Source organism: Variovorax nitratireducens (assembly GCF_051216545.1).
GTDB lineage: Bacteria > Pseudomonadota > Gammaproteobacteria > Burkholderiales > Burkholderiaceae_C > Variovorax.
Genome location: NZ_JBPJZO010000004.1, coordinates 359410 through 380657, shown reverse-complemented (window position 1 = coordinate 380657; position 21248 = coordinate 359410). Strand labels below are relative to the sequence as shown.

General features: G+C 67.8%; 20 protein-coding genes. 12 read left to right on the top strand and 8 right to left on the bottom strand.

The features are described 5' to 3' along the window. Positions 1-6 precede the first annotated feature (6 nt). Entirely contained in the window at positions 7-318 is a 312-nt protein-coding gene (locus ACSFA8_RS13935; RefSeq protein WP_286543829.1) for a phosphopantetheine-binding protein, read from the bottom strand. A 102-nt stretch (positions 319-420) separates the two neighbouring features. Here ACSFA8_RS13935 and ACSFA8_RS13930 point away from each other — a divergent pair, with 102 nt between their 5' ends. Beyond that, entirely contained in the window at positions 421-1941 is a 1521-nt protein-coding gene (locus ACSFA8_RS13930; RefSeq protein ID WP_435480100.1) for a helicase HerA-like domain-containing protein, read from the top strand. Positions 1942-1948: 7 nt separating this feature from the next. Here the strand turns inward: ACSFA8_RS13930 and ACSFA8_RS13925 are convergent, their stop codons facing one another. Then, positions 1949-2590, bottom strand: a complete 642-nt coding sequence (locus tag ACSFA8_RS13925; protein ID WP_435480099.1) for an NrsF family protein — start codon at positions 2588-2590, stop codon at positions 1949-1951. After that, positions 2587-3168, bottom strand: a complete 582-nt coding sequence (locus ACSFA8_RS13920) for a sigma-70 family RNA polymerase sigma factor (RefSeq protein ID WP_435480098.1) — start codon at positions 3166-3168, stop codon at positions 2587-2589. Before ACSFA8_RS13920 ends, ACSFA8_RS13925 begins: the two co-directional genes overlap by 4 nt. A gap of 154 nt (positions 3169-3322) precedes the next feature. On the opposite strand from ACSFA8_RS13920, the gene ACSFA8_RS13915 reads away from it, so the two are divergent. From ACSFA8_RS13915 to ACSFA8_RS13865, 11 genes are all read left to right on the top strand, one after another. Continuing rightward, positions 3323-4702, top strand: a complete 1380-nt coding sequence (locus ACSFA8_RS13915) for a GTP cyclohydrolase II (protein WP_435480097.1) — start codon at positions 3323-3325, stop codon at positions 4700-4702. After that, entirely contained in the window at positions 4699-6060 is a 1362-nt protein-coding gene (locus tag ACSFA8_RS13910; protein WP_435480096.1) for a URC4/urg3 family protein, read from the top strand. Before ACSFA8_RS13915 ends, ACSFA8_RS13910 begins: the two co-directional genes overlap by 4 nt. 40 nt (positions 6061-6100) lie before the next feature. After that, the gene (gene upp, locus ACSFA8_RS13905) at positions 6101-6730 is read left to right on the top strand and encodes a uracil phosphoribosyltransferase (protein ID WP_435480095.1); all 630 of its coding nucleotides are present in this window, start codon (positions 6101-6103) and stop codon (positions 6728-6730) included. A 3-nt stretch (positions 6731-6733) separates the two neighbouring features. After that, the gene (locus ACSFA8_RS13900) at positions 6734-7435 is read left to right on the top strand and encodes an O-fucosyltransferase family protein (protein WP_435480094.1); all 702 of its coding nucleotides are present in this window, start codon (positions 6734-6736) and stop codon (positions 7433-7435) included. Between the two features lie 62 nt (positions 7436-7497). Beyond that, on the top strand, positions 7498-8508 hold the full coding sequence (locus ACSFA8_RS13895) for a BMP family protein (RefSeq protein WP_286543807.1): 1011 nt from the start codon (positions 7498-7500) through the stop codon (positions 8506-8508). Further along, positions 8505-9434, top strand: a complete 930-nt coding sequence (locus tag ACSFA8_RS13890; RefSeq protein ID WP_435480093.1) for a 5'-methylthioadenosine/S-adenosylhomocysteine nucleosidase — start codon at positions 8505-8507, stop codon at positions 9432-9434. Before ACSFA8_RS13895 ends, ACSFA8_RS13890 begins: the two co-directional genes overlap by 4 nt. Next, the gene (locus tag ACSFA8_RS13885; RefSeq protein ID WP_435480092.1) at positions 9431-10975 is read left to right on the top strand and encodes an ABC transporter ATP-binding protein; all 1545 of its coding nucleotides are present in this window, start codon (positions 9431-9433) and stop codon (positions 10973-10975) included. Before ACSFA8_RS13890 ends, ACSFA8_RS13885 begins: the two co-directional genes overlap by 4 nt. Next, entirely contained in the window at positions 10972-12033 is a 1062-nt protein-coding gene (locus ACSFA8_RS13880) for an ABC transporter permease (RefSeq protein ID WP_435480091.1), read from the top strand. Before ACSFA8_RS13885 ends, ACSFA8_RS13880 begins: the two co-directional genes overlap by 4 nt. Next, positions 12030-12953 (top strand): ABC transporter permease, encoded by a 924-nt coding sequence (locus ACSFA8_RS13875; protein ID WP_435480090.1) that lies wholly within the window; start codon positions 12030-12032, stop codon positions 12951-12953. The genes ACSFA8_RS13880 and ACSFA8_RS13875 overlap by 4 nt, the downstream gene beginning before the upstream one ends. Before the next feature lie 117 nt (positions 12954-13070). Next, complete coding sequence (locus tag ACSFA8_RS13870; RefSeq protein ID WP_435480089.1) at positions 13071-14357, top strand: amidohydrolase family protein; 1287 nt, start codon at positions 13071-13073, stop codon at positions 14355-14357. A 51-nt stretch (positions 14358-14408) separates the two neighbouring features. Further along, a complete protein-coding gene (locus ACSFA8_RS13865; RefSeq protein ID WP_435480088.1) occupies positions 14409-15290 on the top strand; it encodes a LysR family transcriptional regulator in 882 nt (293 codons plus the stop codon). 9 nt (positions 15291-15299) lie between these two features. On the opposite strand, the gene ACSFA8_RS13860 is transcribed toward ACSFA8_RS13865, so the two are convergent. The 5 genes from ACSFA8_RS13860 to cls form a co-directional block, all read right to left on the bottom strand. After that, entirely contained in the window at positions 15300-16289 is a 990-nt protein-coding gene (locus tag ACSFA8_RS13860) for a tripartite tricarboxylate transporter substrate binding protein (protein WP_435480087.1), read from the bottom strand. Beyond that, positions 16279-17145, bottom strand: coding sequence for an amidohydrolase family protein (locus ACSFA8_RS13855; RefSeq protein ID WP_435480086.1), 867 nt, complete (start codon positions 17143-17145; stop codon positions 16279-16281). Before ACSFA8_RS13855 ends, ACSFA8_RS13860 begins: the two co-directional genes overlap by 11 nt. Before the next feature lie 238 nt (positions 17146-17383). After that, complete coding sequence (locus ACSFA8_RS13850; RefSeq protein ID WP_435480085.1) at positions 17384-18238, bottom strand: NAD-dependent protein deacetylase; 855 nt, start codon at positions 18236-18238, stop codon at positions 17384-17386. A gap of 101 nt (positions 18239-18339) precedes the next feature. After that, positions 18340-19779: an exodeoxyribonuclease I gene (gene sbcB / locus ACSFA8_RS13845; RefSeq protein ID WP_435480084.1), complete on the bottom strand. Its 1440-nt coding sequence runs from the start codon at positions 19777-19779 to the stop codon at positions 18340-18342. 1 nt (position 19780) lies between these two features. After that, entirely contained in the window at positions 19781-21226 is a 1446-nt protein-coding gene (cls, locus tag ACSFA8_RS13840) for a cardiolipin synthase (RefSeq protein ID WP_435480083.1), read from the bottom strand. Positions 21227-21248: the final 22 nt, after the last annotated feature.

Genomic DNA, 21248 nt, shown 5'->3' with positions numbered 1-21248 from the left:
AGCGGCTCAGACAGCGCCGCGGTTCTGGGCGACGTGGGTCGCGAGACTGCGCAGCGATTCGAAGATCTGCTGGTTGCGCTCGTCGTCCGAGCGCAACTGGAAGCCATAGGCGCGCGACACTTCGAGCGCGACTTCGAGGATGTCGATCGAGTCGAGCCCCAGGCCTTCGCCATACAGCGGTGCCGCGGGGTCGATGTCGGCCGGCGCGATCTCGAGGTTGAGGGCCTGTACCAGCAGCACCGCCAACTCGGTTTCGAGCGGGGTTTGCATGGACGGATCGCCGGTGGCGGGCATGGAAGACGAGGCGGTCGATGACAAAGCAAACTCCGGGAACGATTTCGGGAACTTTTCGCGAGGGGCGGCCAATTATAGGAGGGCAGCTTGGATAGACTGCCGCATCCAAATGCCCCCGGAGCACCCATGGCCGCCCCCCTGCTGATTGCACGACACGACACCACCGAATGCTTCTTGCTGCCGGGCCTGACCAACCGCCACGGCCTGATCACCGGCGCCACTGGCACCGGCAAGACCGTGAGCCTGCAGACAATCGCGGAGCAGCTGTCGAAGATCGGCGTGCCGGTGTTCCTGGCCGACGTCAAGGGCGATCTCACCGGCATCAGCCAGTCCGGCAGCATCGGCGACAAGATGGCTGCGGTGCTCAAGGAGCGCGGCATCGAGGCCCCTGCCCCGCTGGCCTGCCCGGTCACATTGTGGGACGTGTTCGGCGAACAAGGGCACCCGGTGCGAGCCACGGTTTCCGACATGGGCCCGCTGCTGCTGGGCCGCATGCTCGATCTGAACGAGACGCAGGCCGGCGTGCTGAACATCGTGTTCAAGATCGCCGACGACAACGGCCTGCTGCTGCTCGACCTGAAAGACCTGCGCGCGATGCTGCAGTACGTGGGCGAGAACGGCAGCCAGTTCACCACGCAGTACGGCAACATCAGCGCGGCCAGCGTCGGTGCGATCCAGCGCGGCCTGCTGCAGATCGAAACCCAGGGTGGCGACAAGTTCTTCGGCGAGCCGATGCTGAACATCGCCGACTTCATGCAGACCGTGGGCGGCAAGGGCGTGATCAACATCCTGACCGCCGACAAGCTCATGAACTCGCCGCGCCTTTACGCGACCTTCCTGCTCTGGCTGCTGTCGGAGTTGTTCGAGCAACTGCCCGAAATCGGCGACCCCGAGCAGCCCAAGCTCGTGTTCTTCTTCGACGAGGCCCACCTGCTGTTCAACGAGGCGCCCAAGGCGCTGGTCGAGCGCATCGAACTCGTGGTGCGGCTGGTGCGCTCCAAGGGCGTAGGCGTGTATTTCGTGACGCAGAACCCGCTTGACATTCCCGACACGGTGCTGGCCCAGCTAGGCAACCGTGTGCAGCACGCGCTGCGCGCCTTCACGCCGCGCGACCAGAAGGCGGTCAAGGCGACCGCCACCACCATGCGCCCCAAACCCGGTCTCGATATCGAGGCGGCCATCACCGAACTGGCCGTGGGCGAGGCGCTGGTCAGCCTGCTGGACGCCAAGGGCCGCCCGAGCGTGACCGAACGCGTGTTCGTGGTGCCGCCGGGCAGCCAGATCGGGCCGATCACGCCGGCCCAGCGCCAGGCGCTGATCGCCAACTCGCTGGTGGCGGGCGTCTACGAAAAGACAGTGGACCGCGAGTCGGCCTACGAGAAGCTCAAGGGCCGCGCCGAGTCCGCACCCGGCGCGCCGCCGGTGGTCGCAGGCGGCAAGCCCGGTGCGGCGCCAGCCGAAGAATCGGGCGGGATGATGGGCGGCCTGAACGACCTGCTGTTCGGCAGCACCGGCCCGCGCGGCGGAAAGCGCGACGGCCTGGTGCAAACCATGGCCAAGTCGGCCGTGCGCACAGTGGGCACCAGCGTCGGCAAGGAGATCCTGCGCGGCGTGCTGGGCGGGATCTTCGGTTCGAAAAAGCGCTGAGCCGCGCTCACCACCGCAGCAGGCGCGGGCCGAGCAAGGCGCCGGCGATCACAGGCAGCGACATCCCGATCACATACCAGATCGCCAGGAACGGTGCCGCCAGCTCGATGCAGTGAAAGGCGTAGACGGCGGCCGCGGCCGCCCCCGCGAGCGCGCCGGCACAGGCGCCCGCCAGCGCCGGCTGCGTCGGCGCCAGGCTCTTGAGCGCCACCAGTGCCGCGGCAAAAATCGGTAGCGAAATAATCCCGATGTTCATGGCGCAGGTGCGCCAGGTCTGGCCCCAGACCAAGTCGGGCCGCTGCGATTCGGGTGCCAGGATGTAGCTGACCACGGCCAACGTCCACAGCAGCAGCACCGGCAGCACCAGGCCGAGCCAGCCGAGGCGCAGCCTGACGCCGGGCCGGGCGAGCCGCTGCAACGCGACGAAGCCCGCCACCGCGATGGTGCCCGGCACCAACAGCTTGACCCAGAACATGGGCCAGAACATCGCCTGCACCAGGTCGCGCCGCACGCCGTACTCCAGTTGCATGATGAGTGCCGCCAGCGGCAAACCCACCAGCAGTGCGATGGCGATGCGGCGCGATGCGGCGCGTCGGGGCGCCGGCATTGTGTCGGCGGCCAGCAAGGCCACCAGATCGTCGGTTTTCATGGTGCATTGCTCCGGATGCGGGCGGCCAGCGTCTTGAGCCCGCGGTGGATGCCGACCTTGACCGCCGACTCCGACATGCCCGTCACCGACGCCGTCTCGGCCACCGACAGGCCTTGCAGCTTGACGTGCACGATCGGCAGGCGTTGGCGATCGGGCAGGGTTTCGAGCAGGCCCGCCAGGTCACGCTTCGCATCGCTGGCGTCGGTGTTGGACTCGGCGAACACGGCCAGGTCGTCCTCGAGCGGGTCGTGCAGCGCCTCGCGCACCGACTTGGAACGCAACAGATCGATCATCTTGTAGCGCGCAATCGCCTGCACCCAGGCCGTCAACGGCTGGTCCGGCTGATAGGTGTGGCGCTGGTTGTGCATCGCGAGCAAACATTCCTGGACGAGGTCTTCCACTTCATCGGGCCAGCCGAACAGGCGCTTGCCCAGAAAAGCGCGCAGGTGCGCGCTGAGCTTCTGCAGGAACTGGTGGTATGCGGCAGCGTCGCCGTCGAGGCCGCGCAGGAACAGGCCGCGCAACATGACTTCGGCATCGTTGCCCTGCATCGGGCTCCCTGCTGTTATTCGTGCCATCGGGTCGAGCGGTTACAGCCTTGTTGAGAAAAGGAAATCCGGCGGATTGTGCAGTGTGCTGTAACCGGCAGGGGTTCGCGCGCAGCCATCCAGTCCAATGCTGGCTTGCCAGCCGGGAGGTCGGTCGCTACATTGCTGTTTTTGAGGGACTGCAATGTCTGTTGACACCGTTTCGACTTCTTCGTCCGCCACCCCTGCCCAGCCCGCCGCCCCCACACCCCCGCCCTCGCCCACCGAAGCCCTCGTAGTGGCCGAGCTGGTGTCGATCCCCCCGGTCTATGCTCCTGCGGTCGCTGCCGCGCCGCGCCACATCCGGCTGACCTCGCATGCGGGCGGGTTCGGCGCGCTGCCGATCCACTGGGGCGCGGCCACCGCGACCGAGCGCGGCCCCGTGATCGGCACCACCACGAAGCGCGCGCACCGCAACGTGATCGGCACGCACAGCGGCTCGTACAGCGTGTACCGCGCGCTCGCGGTCGCGGCCGGTGCGCTGGATCCGCAGCACAAGGCCGACCTCACCAACACCTCGCCGACCGACATCATCGGCCCGTACCCGCAGTGGAGCGAGCCCGGCAAGATCGTGTCGCTCGACCCGTGGGGAGCGACCATCGCCAACGTGTTCGCGAACGAACTCGCGGCCGGCTACGACATCCGCCCGACCATCGCCGTCACCAAGGCCCATGTGATCCTGCCCGAGGTGATCGAGGCGCTGCAGTCGGGCCGGCTCAAGGCCGACGGCAAGTTCCTGACCGCAAACGGCGCGGCGGTCGTGACCAAGGCGGCGCTCGAACCCGTGTGGTATCTGCCCGAGGTGGCCCGGCGCTTCAAGTGCTCCGAGACCGACCTGCGGCGCGTGCTGTTCGAGGAAACCGGCGGCATGTACCCCGAACTGGTCACGCGCTCCGACCTGGAAGTGTTTCTGCCGCCGATCGGCGGGCAGACCGTTTACATCTTCGGCAACCCGGCCGACCTGGCGAACCCCAAGGTTGAACTCACCGCGCGCATTCACGACGAGTGCAACGGCTCCGACGTGTTCGGCTCCGACATCTGCACTTGCCGGCCCTACCTCACCCACGCGATCGAGGAATGCATCATGGGCGCGCAGCGCGGCGGCGTCGGGCTGGTGGCCTACTCGCGCAAGGAAGGCCGCGCGCTGGGCGAGGTCACCAAGTTCCTGGTCTACAACGCGCGCAAGCGGCAGGTCGGCGGCGACACGGCCGACCAGTATTTCGCACGTACCGAGTGCGTGGCGGGCGTGCAGGACATGCGCTTCCAGGAGCTGATGCCCGACGTGTTCCACTGGCTCGGCATCCGCAAGATCCACCGCCTGGTGTCGATGAGCAATCTCAAGTACGACGCCATCACCGGCTCCGGCATCGAGATCGGCGAGCGCGTGAACATCCCCGACGACCTGATCCCGGCCGACGCGCGCGTCGAGATGGACGCCAAGATGGCGGCAGGCTACTTCACGCCGGGCCTCGTGCCCGACGCCGAAGAGCTCAAGAAGGCCAAGGGACGGGGCCTCGCGGAATGAATGCAGGCACCCATCGCGACATCGACCCGGCGATCGAGCTGGTCGCCGACACCGCCCATCCGGCAGGCGCTGCCGCCGTCTTGCGCACCACCGCCGAGGTGCGTGCGCGGGCCCATGCGCTGCTCGCGCGGGCGCGCCGTGGCGAATCGAAATGGTTCACCGTCGGCGACGACGCGGCGATCGAAGACACGGCGCGCACCGTGGCCGAGGTCACGAGCGATCGCTACACCTGGGGGCCGATTCCGTACCACAGCCGCTGGCGCCACTTCGAGGCCGGCGGCATCGACCGCCGCAAGCAACTCGACGCGCTGCTCGGCAGCGACATCCATGAACGCGAACGCGCCCGCGCGCGCATCGACCTGGTGCTGGTCAGCGTGCTGCTCGACGCCGGGGCCGGCCCGAACTGGCACTACTTCGAATCGGCCAGCGGCCAGCGCTTCACCCGCTCCGAGGGGTTGGGCGTGGCGAGCTTCCATGCGTTCACCAGCGGGCTGTTTTCGTCGGATCCCAACCATCCGCTGCGGGTCGACGCGGCCGGGCTGCGTGGCCTCATCACCGACCGGCTCGGCGATGCGTTCCAGGTCAGCGAGAGCAACCCGCTCATCGGCCTGGCCGGCCGCGCCATGCTGCTGCGCCGGCTCGGCGAAGCGATGGCCGACCAGCCCGAGGTGTTCGGCGAAACCGGCGCCGGCCGGCCCGGCGGCCTTTTCGATGCGCTGGTCGGGCCCTACGGGCCCGCTGCGCCCCCCACGGCGGAAGTCACGGCGCACCAGATCCTGTCGCTGCTGCTCGATTCGCTCTCGCGCATCTGGCCCGCGGCCAACGCGGTCGACAGCATCGCGGCCGATGGCAGCGACATGCCCGGCGGCATCGCCTCCAGCGACCCGGCCTTTGCGCTCGGCGACTGCTGGCGCCACAGCGCCGTTGCGGGGCCGGGCCTCACCAACGGCTGGATGCCGTTCCACAAGCTCTCGCAGTGGCTCACCTACTCGCTGCTGGAGCCCTTCGAATGGGCCGGCGTGCGGGTGAGCGGGCTCGACGAACTCACCGGCCTGCCCGAGTACCGCAATGGCGGCCTGTTCATCGACAGCGGCGTGATCGTGCCGAGGGACGCCGCACTGATGGCGCGCAGCTGGAAGGTCAACGACGAGTTCATCGTCGAATGGCGCGCCCTCACGGTGGCGCTGCTCGACGAAATCGCACCGCGCGTGCGCAAGGTACTGAATCGCAGCGCCGAAGACATGCCGCTCGCCTGCGTGCTCGAAGGCGGCACATGGGCCGCCGGGCGGGCACTGGCACAGCGCTTGCGTGACGGTTCGCCACCGCTGCGCATCGAAAGCGATGGCACCGTCTTCTAGGCTAGGCTTCACGTATCCATAACGACAAAGACTTCCCGAAATGAGCAACGTCCACCTGGTCGACCATCCGCTGGTTCAGCACAAACTCACCCTGATGCGGCGCAAGGACGCGTCGACCAACAGCTTTCGCCGCCTGCTCAACGAGCTCAGCATGCTGATGGCCTACGAGGTCACGCGCGACATGCCGATGCAGGACATCGAGATCGAGACCCCGCTCGAAACCATGACCGGCCGGGTGATCGATGGCAAGAAGCTGGTGCTGGTGTCGATCCTGCGCGCCGGCAATGGCATCCTCGAAGGCATGCTTTCGGTGGTGCCGGGCGCGCGTGTCGGCCACATCGGCCTGTACCGCGACCCCAAGACACTGACCGCGGTCGAGTACTACTTCAAGATGCCGGGCGAAATGCAGGATCGCGACATCATCGTGGTCGACCCCATGCTGGCAACCGGCAATTCGGCCGTGGCGGCGGTCGAGCGACTGAAGGAGCTGGCACCGAAGTCGATCAAGTTCGTCTGCCTGCTGGCCTGTCCCGAAGGCATCAAGACGCTGCAGACGGCACACCCCGACGTGCCGATCTACACCGCCGCGATCGACCGCGAACTCAACAGCCACGGCTACATCCTGCCCGGTCTCGGCGATGCGGGCGACCGCATCTTCGGAACCAAGTAAGCGATGACGAGGCCGATCGAAGCGCGCGGCGGTATCGGCAACTGCGTCAACGCCGCCTGGGCCGCGCAGGTGTCAGGCCGGCCGCTGCGCTGGCGCGCCACGGGCGCGCTGCGGCCGGACGACCTGTTCCTCAACCCCGAAGCGCTCCAGCTCACCGATGCGGAGGGCGAATACATCTGGCTGTTTCCGAACATCCAGCCGGCACTGCTCGGCACGGCCGACCATCACCCGCAGCATGAGGGCGTGGCCGAGCACGAGTTGCTGGCCTGGCATTGGCACTGGAGCGGCACGGTCGTACAGGGCAGCCAGCCTTCGCGGCTGCAACTGCGCGAAGGCGGCCAGCCGCTGCCGCCCGGCACGATCGGCGTGCACGTCCGCACGCACCATCCGGAGATCGAGTGCGACCTAATGCTGGCAACGATGGCCGTCAACACGCTGACCGAAACCGCCACCGTGTTCCTGGCCAGCGACACCGAATTGCCAGGGCTCTCGTCGGCCGTGATCCGCAGCGCGCTACAACGCCCCGAGCACGACGACGACCGGGCCCGGCCCGCTATCGAATCGGCGCTGCACGACTGGTTCACGCTGGGCCGCTGCGCCGAGATCCACCGCATCCATGCGTCCAGCACCTTCGTCGACCACTGGTGCTTCGCGCACGGCATCCCGATGAAGCGACTGCTGTCCGCGGCGGTCTGCGACGCCTGACCGTCCGCCCGAAACGTCCGCCCGAAATCCAATACCACCGACTTCAACGAGGAGAACCCGACATGTCCCAGCAACGCCGCCAATTGATCGTCCGTTCCGTAGCCATCGCGGCTGCCCTGACCGCCTCGGCTTTGCCCGGCTTTGCGCTGGCGCAGGCCGCCAAGCTCAAGGTGGCGGGTGTTTACACCGTGCCCTTCGAGCAGCAGTGGGTCAGCCGCCTGCACAAGGCACTGAAGGCGGCCGAGGCGCGCGGCGAGATCGAATACAAGGCCAGCGAGAACGTCACCAACGCCGACTACGAGCGCGTGATGCGCGAGTACGCGACCGGCGGCAGCCAGCTCATCGTGGGCGAAGCCTTCGCGGTGGAAGCGGCGGCGCGCAAGGTGGCGAAGGATTTTCCCAAGACCTCATTCCTGCTCGGCTCGTCAGGCAAGCCGCAGGCGCCGAACCTCAGCGTGTTCGACAACTACATCCAGGAGCCCGCCTACCTGACCGGCATGATCGCCGGCGGCATGACCAAGACCAACCGTATCGGCATGGTCGGCGGCTTCCCGATTCCCGAAGTGAACCGTCTCATGAACGCCTTCATGGCCGGCGCGAAAGAGACCAACCCGAAGGTCGAGTTCAGCGTGAGCTTCATCAACAGCTGGTTCGACCCGCCGAAGGCCAAGGAAGCCGCCTTCGCCATGATCGACAAGGGTGCCGACGTGATGTACGCCGAGCGCTTCGGCGTGAGCGATGCGGCCAAGGAAAAGGGCAAGCTCGCGATCGGCAACGTGATCAACACGCAGGCCCAGTACCCCGACACGGTGGTGGCCTCGGCTCTCTGGAACTTCGAGCCCTCGGCCGACCGTGCCATCAAGCTCGCCCGGGAAGGAAAGTTCACCGCCGAGGACTACGGCCCGTATTCGATGATGAAGCACAAGGGCTCGGAGCTTGCCCCGCTCGGCACCTTCGAGGCCAAGGTGCCGGCACCGATCGTCGCCAAGGTCAAGGCCAAGGAAGCCGACATCCTGAGCGGCAAGGTCACGGTCAAGGTCGACGACAGCCAACCGAAGTCGACCGCGAAATGATGCGCTGGCGTTCCCTCCTCGCGGCCTGCGCTCTGGCCGCCGGCCTCGCCGGGTGTGCGGGCCTGCCCGCTCCGGGCAGCGCGGTGCGACTCGACGAGACGCCGCGCATCGCCGTCATCTCGGCCTTCCAGCCCGAGATCGTGCTGCTGTCGTCGAAGCTGCAGGACGCGCGCAAGTACAGCGTCAATGGCAACGAGTTCACCACCGGCTCGCTCGCGGGCAAGCCGGTCGTGCTGTTCCTCTCGGGCATCAGCATGACCAATGCGACCATGAACACGCAACTGGCGCTCGACCGTTTCAAGGTCAGCCACATCGTGTTCAGCGGCATCGCCGGCGGCGTCAACCCGCAATTGCACGTGGGCGACGTGACGGTGCCGGCGCAATGGGGCCAGTACCTCGAGGTGCTGATGGCGCGCGAAACGGCGCCGGGCCGCTACACCGCCCCGCCTTTCATCACGGATGCGACGCTGCCCGCCTTCGGCATGATGCACCCGCGCCCGGTCGAGGTCCGCTCGGCCGCCAACCCGCAGATCACGCGCAAGTTCTGGTTCGAGGCCGACCCGAAGATGCTCGACGTGGCGCGCGGCATCCGCAACGTCGACCTCGCCAACTGCAGTGCCGGGAAGTGCCTGCCGCGCAAGCCGCAACTGGTAATCGGGGGCAATGGCGTTTCGGGCCAGGCTTTCATGGACAACAAGGCGTTCCGCGAATACACCTTCAAGACCTTCCAGGCCAACGTGCTCGACATGGAAACCGCCGCGGTTGGCATGGTCGCCTACAGCAACGGCGTGCCGTACATCGCATTCCGCTCGCTCAGCGACCTCGCCGGCGGCGGTGACGGCGAGAACGAGATGGGCACCTTCATGGGCATCGCGGCGGACAACTCGGCGAAGGTGCTGCTGGCCTTTCTTTCGGCCTGGAAATGACCCCCGCCGAAGCCCCGGTGCTGCGCCTCCACGGCATCACCAAGCGCTTCGGCCCTCTCGTTGCCAACGACGCGATTTCGTTGACCCTCGCGCGCGGCGAGGTGCTGGCCCTGCTCGGCGAAAACGGCGCCGGCAAATCGACGCTGATGTCGATCCTGTTCGGCCACTACCGCGCCGACGAGGGCGACATCGAGGTCTTCGGCGCGCCACTCGCGCCCGGCAACCCTAAGGCCGCGCTGGCCGCCGGCATCGGCATGGTGCACCAGCACTTCACGCTGGCCGACAACCTCACGGTGCTCGACAACGTGATGATGGGCAGCGAGCCGCTGTGGCAACCGTTCACGCGACGCACCGAGGCTCGCAGCAAGCTGCTCGAGGTGGCGCAGCGCTTCGGCCTGCCCGTGGTGCCGGAGGCCAGGGTCGGCACGCTCTCAGTCGGTGAACGGCAACGCGTCGAGATCCTCAAGGCGCTGTACCGCGGCGCGCGGATCCTGATCCTCGACGAGCCGACCGCGGTGCTGACGCCGCAGGAAAGCGAGGCGCTGTTCGACACGCTGGCGCAGATGGTGAGCGGCGGCCTGTCGATCATCTTCATCAGCCACAAGCTCGGCGAGGTGTTGCGCGTGTCGCACCGCATCGTTGTGCTGCGCGGCGGCAGGCTGGTGGCCGAAGTGCCGGCAGCCGGCACCACGCAGGCGCAACTGGCGAATGCGATGGTCGGCCATGCGGTGAAGCCGCCCGCGCGGCACCCGGCGCAGCGCGTCGGTGCGGCGGTCTGCGTGCTGGACGACGTGCGATGCGGGGGCGATTCACGCGATGCGCTGCGCGGCGTGTCGCTCACGCTCAACGCCGGAGAAATCGTGGCAATCGCGGGCGTGTCGGGCAATGGCCAGGTGGCGCTGGCCGAACTGCTGTGCGGCACCCGCCGTGCCGCGGCAGGCACGGTGCGGCTCCTCGACGCGCCCCTGCGCGCATCGCCGGCCTGGCTGGTGCAGCAAGGCGTGGCGCGCATCCCTGAAGACCGGCACGCGGTTGGCGTGGTGGGCGATCTTCCGCTCTGGGAGAACGCCGTGTCGGAGCGGCTGCGCGGCCCCGCGTTCCGTTTCGGCCCGCTGGTTCGGCGTGCCGCCGCGCGGGTGCAGGCGCAGCGCATCGTGAAGGCTTTCGACGTGCGCGGCGGCGGGCTCGACGCCGCGGCGCGCTCGCTGTCGGGCGGCAACATGCAGAAGCTGATCCTGGGCCGCGCGCTGCTCGCACCCGATGGCACGGCCGCGACGCCGCGGCTCATCGTGGCGCACCAGCCCACCTGGGGCCTCGACATCGGTGCCGTGGCCTACGTGCAGCAACAACTGATCGCGGCGCGCGACGCCGGCGCTGCGGTGCTGCTCATTTCGGACGATCTCGACGAAGTAATGGTGCTGGGCGACCGCATCGCCGTGATGCATGGCGGGCACCTGGGCGACCCCCGCGCGGCCGCCGGGTGGACGCGCGAGACGATCGGCCTGGCCATGGCCGGCGTGAAGGACGAGGCCACGGTATGAGGCTCGAGAAGCGCCCTGCCGTCTCACGCGCCGCCCTGGTGTTCGCACCTTTCGGCGCGGTGCTGTTCACGCTGGCGATCACCGCGCTGCTGGTGCTCTGGGCCGGGCAGCCGGTGGCGCAGACCTATGGCCTGCTGCTCAAGGGCGGCTTCGGCTCGGTGTTCGCGCTCAGCGAGACGCTCACGCGCGCCATTCCGCTCACGCTCACCGGCTTGTCGGCGGCCGTGGCTTTCAGGGCGCGGCTGTTCAACATCGGTGCCGAAGGCCAGCTCTATGCTGGCGCGCTGGCGGCGATCGCGGTCGGCGGCATGCACGGCGGCACTGGCTTCGCGCTGTCGCCGTGGCTGCTTTTCCCGCTGATGATGGCCGCCGCCGCACTGGCCGGCGCGCTGCTCCTGCTCGGCCCGGCGTTGATGAAGGCGAAGCTGGGCGTCGACGAGGTCGTGACCACGCTGCTGTTCAACTTCATCGTGCTGCTGGGCGTCGGCGCGCTGCTCGACGGGCCGATGAAAGACCCGTCGGCCATGGGCTGGCCGCAAAGCGTGGCGCTCCAGGGCGACCTGGAGCTCGGCAAGCTCGTCGCGCAGACGCGCGTGCACACGGGTCTGCTGTGGGCCATGGTGTTGTCGGCCGGCGTGTGGGCACTGCTCAAGCACACGGTGCTGGGCTTCGACATCCGGGCCGTCGGCGCCAATCCACGCGCCGCGGCCTTTGCCGGCGTCAGCACCACGCGCACAGTGGTCGCGGTGGCCCTGCTGTCGGGCGCGCTGGCCGGCCTGGCCGGTGCGATCGAGGTGGCCGGCCGCACCAGCTACGTGACGCTCGACATGTCACCGGGCTATGGGTACAGCGGCATCGTGATCGCGATGCTCGCCGGCCTGCATCCGCTCGGCGTGGTGGCCGCGAGCGTGTTCGTGGCGGGCGTGCTGGTAGGGGCCGACAGCATGAGCCGCGCCGTCAGCGTGCCGACCTACATCGCCGACGTGATCGTCGCGACCTCGCTGATCTCCGTGCTGGTGGCCATGCTGCTGGCCCAGTACCGCGTACGCTGGAAATGAGCGACCTGCTCGACATCCTCGCCAACCCGGCCTTCTGGGTCGCGGTGCTGCGCATCGCGACGCCGCTGATCTTCGGCACGCTCGGCGTGTTGCTGTGCGAACGCGCGGGCGTGCTGAACCTCGGCATCGAAGGCATCATGGTCGCGGGCGCCTTCACCGGCTGGCTCGCGGTATATGCCGGTGCACCGCTCTGGGTGGGCGTCGGCGTGGCGGCGCTCACCGGTGCCGCGTTCGGGTTGCTCCATGCCTGGCTCACGGTCGGGCTCGCGCTTTCGCAGCACGTGTCAGGGCTCGGCATCACGCTGCTGGCGACCTCGCTGAGCTACTACGGCTACCGCGTGAGCTTTCCGAAGGTCAACACGCCGCCGACCATCACACCGTTCGCGCCGATGGACTGGCTGCCGATCCCTGTGCTCAACGCGCAGACCGCGCTCACGCTGCTCGCGCTGCTGCTGGTTCCGCTGATCGGATGGGTGCTGTACCGCACGCCGCTCGGCCTGGCGGTGCGCATGGTCGGCGAGAACCCGCAGGCGGCCGAAGGCCAGGGTGTGTCGGTGGTCGGCACGCGCACCGGCGCGATCGTGGCCGGCTCGGCGCTGATGGGCGTGGCGGGGTCGTTCCTCACGCTCTCGGCCTTCAACGCCTTCTTCTTCAACATGGTCAACGGCCGCGGCTGGATCTGCGTGGCGCTGGTGGTGTTCGCGTCCTGGCGGCCCGGCAAGGCGCTGCTGGGCGCGCTGCTGTTCGCGTTTTTCGACGCGCTGCAACTGCGCCTGCAACAATCGGGCGACGCCCTGCTGCCCTACCAGATCTACCTGATGCTGCCCTACCTGCTGTCGATCCTGGCGCTGGTGCTGGTGGCGCGCAAGGCGGCCTATCCGCAGGCGCTGATGAAGCCTTACCGCAAGGGCGAAAGATGATGTTGCTCGCCCCCAGTCTTCGCGCACTTCGTGTCGCTTCGCCAACCCCCGACCGGGGGCAACACCAGCGGCCCGGCAAAGCCGGTTCCGCGGTGTTCCCGGAAATGGAACGCAATCATGCTTGACCTTCTTGTCACCCACGCCACGCTGCCCGACGGCCGCGGCGACATGTCGATCGCGGTACAGGACGGCCGCATCGCGGAAGTCACCGAGGGCTTGACCGCCCCCGCCCACGAAACGCTGGACGCTGGCGGCCTGCTGGTGTCGCCGCATTTCGTCGATCCGCACTTCCACATGGACGCGACGCTGAGCTACGGCCTGCCGCGCGTCAACCAAAGCGGCACCCTGCTCGAAGGCATCGCACTCTGGGGCGAGCTCAAGCCGCTGCTGAAAGCCGAAGCGCTGATCGAGCGCGCACTTGCGTATTGCGACTGGGCCGTAGCCAAGGGCTTGCTGGCGATCCGCACGCACGTCGACACCAGCGATGCGAGCCTGCTGGCCGTCGATGCGCTGCTCGAAGTCAAGCGCCTGGTCGCGCCCTACCTTGATCTGCAGCTCGTGGCCTTTCCGCAGGATGGTGTGCTGCGTTCGCCGGGAGGCGTCGACAACCTGAAGCGCGCGCTCGACAAGGGCGTGGACGTGGTCGGCGGCATTCCGCACTTCGAGCGCACCATGGCCGACGGCGCCGCGAGCGTGAAGCTGCTCTGCGAGATCGCGGCCGAACGCGGCAAGCTGGTCGACATGCACTGCGACGAGTCCGACGACCCGCTCTCGCGCCACATCGAAACGCTGGCCTTCGAGGCGCAGCGCCTCGGCCTGCACGGCCGCGTGACCGGCTCTCACTGCACTTCCATGCACAGCATGGACAACTACTACGTGAGCAAGCTGCTGCCGCTGATCGCGCAAAGCGGCGTGAGCGTGATCGCCAATCCACTCATCAACATCACGCTGCAGGGCCGCCACGACACCTACCCCAAGCGGCGCGGCATGACGCGCGTGCCCGAGCTGATGGCCGCCGGCGTGAACGTCGCCTTCGGCCACGACTGCGTGATGGATCCCTGGTACGGCATGGGCTCGGGCGACATGCTCGAAGTGGCGCACATGGGCCTGCACGTGGCGCAGATGACAAGCCAGGCCGGCATCCGCAGTTGCTTCGACGCAGTGACGTACAACGCGGCGAAAGTGATGCATCTGGAGGGCTACGGGCTCGAGCCGGGCTGCGACGCGAGCTTCGTGCTGCTGCAGGCGCGCGATCCGGTCGAAGCGATCCGGCTGCGGGCCACACGGTCGAAGGTTTTTCGCGCGGGCAAGGTGGTGGCAGAAACACCGGCGGCGACGGCCGCGCTGCATTTGGCAGGGCGGGCGCAAGAGACTTCCTTCATGCCGGTGCGCGCGGGAAAGTGATGCGGCGGGCCATGTCGGTCGGCCTGCGTGCCGGCTGCCTAGAATGCCGCGATGGACACTCGGCAGATGCGCTGCGTCATCGCGATCGCGGATTCCGGCAGTCTTACGCGGGCTGCAGAGCAGCTCGGACTGGCGCAGCCCGCACTCACGCAGACCATCAATCGCCTTGAGGCAGAACTCGGGGTCAAGCTGTTCGTCCGCAGCAGACGCGGCGCAGCAATGACGGACGCCGGCCTGGCGATCGTCGATGATCTGCGCGCGAGCCTGGCGCACGGCGACGCGGCGGCCGACCGGGCGCGCGCCCTGGGTGCCGGGCGCGCGGGGCGCCTGACGATCGGCTTCGTCACGCATGCGGTTTATGCAGTGCTGCCGCTCGCGTTGCGCCGCCTCCGTGCCGAACATCCGCAGGTCGACGTGGTGCTGCGGGAAATGAGCAACGCCGAACAGGTGGAGGCGTTGGAAGGCGGTCGCATCGATATCGCGCTGTTGCATCCGCCGGTTTCGGTCAACGCCCGCGTGCACGAGTTGCGGCTCGGCGAAGAGCCGATGATCGCCGCCCTCCCGAGTTCGCACCCGCGCGCGTCCGACGGGCAGGTTTCGCTGGCCGAGGTCGCGCAGCATGGCTTGATCTGGTTTCCCGAGCGGCAGATGCCGGCGCTTCGCAACCGGATGCTGGGCGCCATACGCAGCGCGGGGCACGAGGTGCGGGTGATCCAGGAAGCGAACCGCACGCTCACCGTGCTTGCCTGCGTGGCCGCAGGACTCGGATGGTCGCTGCTGCCACGCTCGGTGCGTGCGCTGCAGCACGAGGGGGTCAGCTATGCCGAGGTATCCGACGGAACCGGCCTGCCGCCCTTCGAGCTCGCCGCCATGTGGCTGGCACGCTCGCGCCCCACCTTTGCCGACGCCTTCGCCGCCCTGTTGAAGCCGTAGCCGACGCATTCAGTCGAGCTGGATCCGGTTCTCCTTGGCGACCTTGCTCCACTTGGCCATTTCGGCCTTGCGGAACGCGTCCAGCTCGGCCGGCGTGGAGCCGATCACTTCGGCGCCGATGGCTTCGAGCCGTGCGTGCACGTCCGGATCCTTGAGCACCGCAGCCAGCTCCCGTGACAGCCGGTCGACGATCGGCGCCGGCGTGCCGCTCGGCACGAACACGCCATTCCATTCATAAACCTCGTAGCCGGGCAAGCCCGATTCCGCGACGGTCGGCAACTGGGGCAGCACGGGGGCGCGCGATTTGCCGGTAACGGCCAGCGCGCGGAGCTTGCCGCCCTGGATGTATGGAAGCCCCGAAGCCACGCTGGCGAAAAACACCGGCACCTGCCCGGCCATCACATCGGTGAGCGCCGGCCCGCCGCCCTTGTAGGCCACGTGCGTCATGCGCACGCCGGCCATTGACGAGAACAGTTCGGCCGCCAGGTGCTGTGCCGAACCGTTGCCCGACGAGGCATAGTTGATCTCGCCGGGTTTGGCTTTCGCGAGGGCGATCAGCTCCTTGACGCCGGCGATGGGCGCACCCGGATTCACCACCAGCACGTTGGGCACCTTGACCAGCAGCGAGACAGGCGCCAGGTCGCGCAACGTGTCGAAAGGCATCTTCGTGCGAAGTGCCGGGTTCTGTGCGTGGTTGGAGGCGTCCAACATGACGGTGTAGCCATCCGGGGCGCTTTTGGCCACCAGATCGCCACCGATCGCACCGCCCGCGCCGGCCCGGTTGTCGATCACCACCGGCTGGCCGAGCCGTGCGGACAGCTTCGGCGCGATCACGCGGGCCACTGCGTCAACCGTTCCGCCCGGCGGGTAGGTCACGACCCACCGGATCGGCTTGGCGGGCCAGGCCTGCGCATGAACCAGCGCCGGTGCCGACAGCAGCGCGCACACGGCGGCTGCATGGGTCAGCCACCGGCGGCTGCGTGAAGAATCATTGATCATGGTGTTTGTCTCCAGTTTGGAAGTCATAAAAATCGGCCGGCGTCTCGGCCAGGATGCGATGGCGCGTCGAGGGATCGGGCACCCATGCGGTGAGCGCTGCTTTTGTATTGCCGTAGCTCGCGGCATCGCGATGCTCCGTGTGCGGCCAGTCGCTGCCCCACATCAGGCGCTGGGCGCCGAAGCGCTCCAGCAACAGCCCGGCAGCGTCAGCCGCCTGCGATGACGAAGCACCGGGCCAGTTCCGGTATGCCGCCGACAGCTTGACCCAGGTTCGACCGCCTCCAGCGGCGTCAAGCAGCCATGTCCGGCCCTCATCGGGGACGGCGCCGGGCCGTCCGAAATGGTCGACCACAAGCCTGCAGCCCGCATCGAGCACAGCCCGGCCGGCGAATGGCAAATGCCGGGATTCGAGATGCAGTTCGACATGCCAGCCGAGCGCCCGCACGCGGGCAAACCAGTTGCGCCAGACGGGTTGCAGGAAATCGGGCATCGGGAGCCCGAGCAGGTTGAGGCGAACGCCGCAGACGCCCGCCTGGCGCAGGGCGAGCAGCTCGCCTTCCCCAGCGTCCAGCGCAGTCACGGCGACGCCGCGCAGGCGGGTCGGGCATGCGCGCAGGGCGGCGAGCATGAAGCTGTTGTCTGTGCCGAGAAAGCTGGGCTGCACCAGCACGCCGTGCGAGATGCCGTGCGCGTCGAGCAGCGCCAGATAGTTGTCGAGACTGGCGTCGTAGTCCGGCGCGTGGCGCCGCTGCGCCGCCAGCGGAAGGCCACGCACGAACACATGCGCGTGGGTGTCGATGGCGCTGACAGCCAGCCCCGGCGGAGGCGTAGCGGCGCTCGAGTGCATCGAACTCATCCTTGCGCACCAGCGCCTGGCGTTCCGCAAAGGTCGTGATCGGGCCGCTGCACTTGCATGGTGTCTCCTGGCATTTGGTGCCGCCGTCGTGCGGCAGAGGCGCCAAGTATCTGCAGGAGCTGCGCAAAGCGGAACGGCAGGACGGGTTACGTTTTCATAAGCGGTGCTTATGCCGAAGGCTCGGCTTCGCGGATTCGCGCATTGATCGCTGCAGCGACACGTCGCGCCTCCAGCGCGATCACGTGCAGTGGCGCGGCCGCGAAGCCGCTGGCCAACGGAGGCCCGCCAGCTCCGCCAGCGCCTCGCCCACCGGCCGCTCGACCTTGAGCGCCAGCAGTTCGTCGGCCCGCGTCCGCCCGAGATTCACGGCAGCGACCGGTTTGCCCGCCTGCGCGGCTGCCTGCACGAACCGATAGCCCGAATACACCATCAACGACGAGCCGACGACCAGCACCGCGTCCGCCGCCTCCAGCGCCGCAAACGATGCAGCAACACGCTCCTTCGGCACGCTCTCGCCGAAGAACACCACATCGGGCTTGAGCATGCCGCCGCAGCGCGGGCAATCGGGCACATCGAAACTTGCGAAGTCGCGGCCGTCGAGGTCGGCGTCGCCATCCGGTGCGGCGCGGGCTTCCAGTTCGGCCCAGCGCGGATTGCGGCGGCGCAGTTCGACTTGCAGCGCAGCGCGCGGCGTGCGCGTGTCGCAGGCCATGCAGCGCACGGTGTCGATGCGGCCGTGCAGATCGACGGTGTACCGACTGCCGGCAGCGTCATGGAGCCCGTCGACATTCTGGGTCAGCAGCAGGCCGATGCGGCCGGCGGCCTCCAGTTGCGCCAGCGCGCGGTGCGCCGCGCCGGGCCGTGCATTGGCCATCGTCGGCCAGCCGACCAGGCTGCGCGCCCAGTAGCGGCGGCGCGTGCTCTCTTCGCCGGTGAAGGCCTGGTACGTGACCGGCGACGGACGCTTCCAGTCGCCGTTGCTGTCGCGGTAGTCCGGGATGCCCGAATCGGTGCTGCAGCCCGCACCGGTCAGCACAAAGAGCCTGGGGTGGCGCTGAACGAAGTTGGCGAGCGCAGTGGAGGTTGCATCCATGCGCCAAGCATACGGCGGCCGCAAATTCAAGGCATCAGAGGGCCGCGGGCGATGGTTGTCTCTCCTGCGTTTGTGATCAGGGCAATGGTGCGGGGTCTTGCTCAGCCTTCGGGCGCAATCGCCTCGGCGTATTCGTAGAGCGCGCCGAGGATGGTCTCCGCGCGCTCGTCGGCCGTTTCGGCCAGCGTATCGATCTCGGCAAAGAACTGGTCGACGTTGACCACCCCGCCCTCGCCTTCGAGCAGCCGCGCGACACGGTGCGCTTCCCAGCGCGCGGCCTCTTCGGAGCTCAACGTGTCGACGAAGTTGCGCGCGCGATAGCGGAACAGCAGCTCTTCGAGCCGGCCGTCGTCGAAACCGCTGCGCGCATGGGCAAGATCGGCGCCCGAAAGGCCGCGCAGGTGATTGAGCCGCCGCCGATCGGCATTGCCGATGAAGCCGCCGTACAGGTCTTCGTCGACATCGGGCTTGCCTTCGGTCGGACGTTTGAACACCTCGGGCCAGATGGCGCTCATGTCGGGCAGGCCCGCCGCAATGTCGGCATGGCGCAGTGCAGTTTCCAGGTCGATCTGCCAGCGTTCCTGCATGGCAGGCACGAGCGTCTTGAGGTTGCCCACCACCATCGGCGACTTGTTGAGGTGGATCGACTTGACGGGCAGGCGCGTCATGCCTTCGGGCAGATCGGCGGTCTTGGTGAAAAGGCGGGTGCGCAGCGTCGCCACATCGATCAGCGGCAGTTCGCTCGGGTCGTCAGCCAGATCCCAGGCGATCAGCTCGTTCTTGTTGGTCGGGTGGGTGGCCAGCGGCCACATCACGGCCAGGCACCCGCGCTCCACCGGGAACATGCCCGAAACGTGCAGAAAGGGCTTGGCGGTCACCCGCGTTGCCGGCAGGCCGAGTTCTGCAGCGACCTGGTCTTTCTTGTGCAGCCGCAGCGCAAAGTCGAACAGGCGCGGCTGTCTGGTGCGGATCAGGCGTGCCAGCGCGATGGTGGCGCGCACATCCGACAGTGCATCGTGTGCGGCTTCGTGCAGCAGGCCGTTGGCACGCGCCAGGTCTTCGAGCTTGAAGCTGGGCCGGCCGTCGTCTTTCTTCGGCCATTCGATGCCTTCGGGCCGCAATGCGTAGGTGAGGCGTACCACGTCGAGCAGATCCCAGCGGCCACAGTCGTTCTGCCATTCGCGCGCGTACGGATCAATCAGGTTGCGCCAGAACATGAAGCGCGTGATCTCGTCGTCGAAGCGGATGGTGTTGTAGCCCACGCCGATGGTGCCGGGCTGCGAGAACACCTGTTCGATCTGCGCCGCAAATTCGTGCTCGGGGATGCCGCGTTCGAGGCAGAGCTGCGGCGTGATGCCGGTGATCAGGCAGGCCTCGGGGCTCGGCAGAAAGTCGGGTGCGGGCTTGCAGTAAAGCATCAGCGGCTCGCCGATCTCGTTGAGTTCCGCATCGGTCCGGATGCCAGCAAACTGCGCCGGCCGATCGCGCCGCACATTGGCGCCGAAGGTTTCGTAGTCGTGCCAGAGAAAGGTGTGGGTCATGTCAAAGCAGGGGGGAAAAGAGGCGTGCGGTGGCATCGGCCAGCCGCTGCAGAAAGCGCTGCGGCCGATGCGCGCGCACCGCGGCGGAGCTGTGCAGGTCGGTTTCGAACTGGGAGGCCAGCGGCTTCGCGAGTGCCGGGCCGTACACCACCGCCATCACCTCGTAGTTGAGGCGAAAGCTGCGGTTGTCGAAGTTGGCGGTGCCGATCATCGCGCAGTTGTCGTCGACCACCAGCGTCTTGGAATGCAGCATCCGCGCCTTGTATTCCCAGACCTTGACGCCGGCGGCGATGAGTTCGTCGAAGTAGGACCTGGCCGCCGCGCTCACGATGAGCGAGTCGCTGCGGCGCGGCACCAGCAGCCGCACGTCGACACCGCGCAGCGCCGCGCTGGTCAGTGCCATCAGGGCCGGCTCGCCGGGCACGAAGTACGGCGTGGTGAGCCAGGCGCGATCGGTCGACGAATTGATGGCCGACACGTGCATGCGGTGGATCGCCTCGAGCGGGCTGTCGGGCCCGCTGGTGACGATCTGCACCGGGATGTCGCCCGCCTCCATGGGCGGGAGCAGCTTCGGCAGCGTCGGATCCATCTCGCGTGGGTTCTCGCCAGTTGCGTACGTCCAGTCTTCGAGGAAGGTGGTCTGCAGCCAGCGCACCGCGCGGCCTTCGATGCGCACATGCACGTCATGGTAGGCGTCGGCGCGGGTGCGCTTGTCTTCCTCGTCAGTGATGTTGACACCGCCGGTGAAGCCGATTCGCCCGTCACAGACGACGATCTTGCGGTGAGTGCGGTAGTTGGTCACCGGGCGCAGTCGCCGGCCGATGCGCGTATCGTGGAACAGCGCAACCTTCACGCCCGCGGCGTGCAGCGGCGCCATGAACTTGCGGCCGATGCGCTTGGAGCCTAGCGCATCGAGCAGCAGCCGCACCGCCACGCCCTGCTGCGCCTTCTGCACCAGCAGATCGCGCAGTGCAGTGCCGATCCGGTCGGGTTCGAAGATGTAGTACTCGACGTGGACGTGGTCGCGCGCACCGCGGACGGCTTCGAAGATGGCGTCGAACGTGCGTGCCCCGCCGGAGAGCAGTTCCACGCTGAGCGCACTCGACACCGGCAGTCCGCAGGCGGCTGCGCCGAGCCCCGCCATCTGCCGCAACGCCATCGGCGCGTCTTCGGCCACCTGCCGCAGCCGCGCCAGATCGGCCGGCGCATGCGCACTGGCACGGCTGCGCAGCCGCTTGAGCCGCTGCTTCTTCATGCGTTGCGGCCCGAGAAAGTAATAGATGACGAAGCCGGCGAACGGCAGCAGCGCGAGCGACAGGATCCAGCTCATCGTCGACACCGGCGCCCGCTTCTGCATCACGATCCAGACCGACAGCACTGCGATATAGCCGCTCCAGGCCAGCGACAGCCCGGTTTTCCATTCGTGGCTCAGTTCGGGGATGATCAAGGGGAACGTCAAAAAGAAAAAA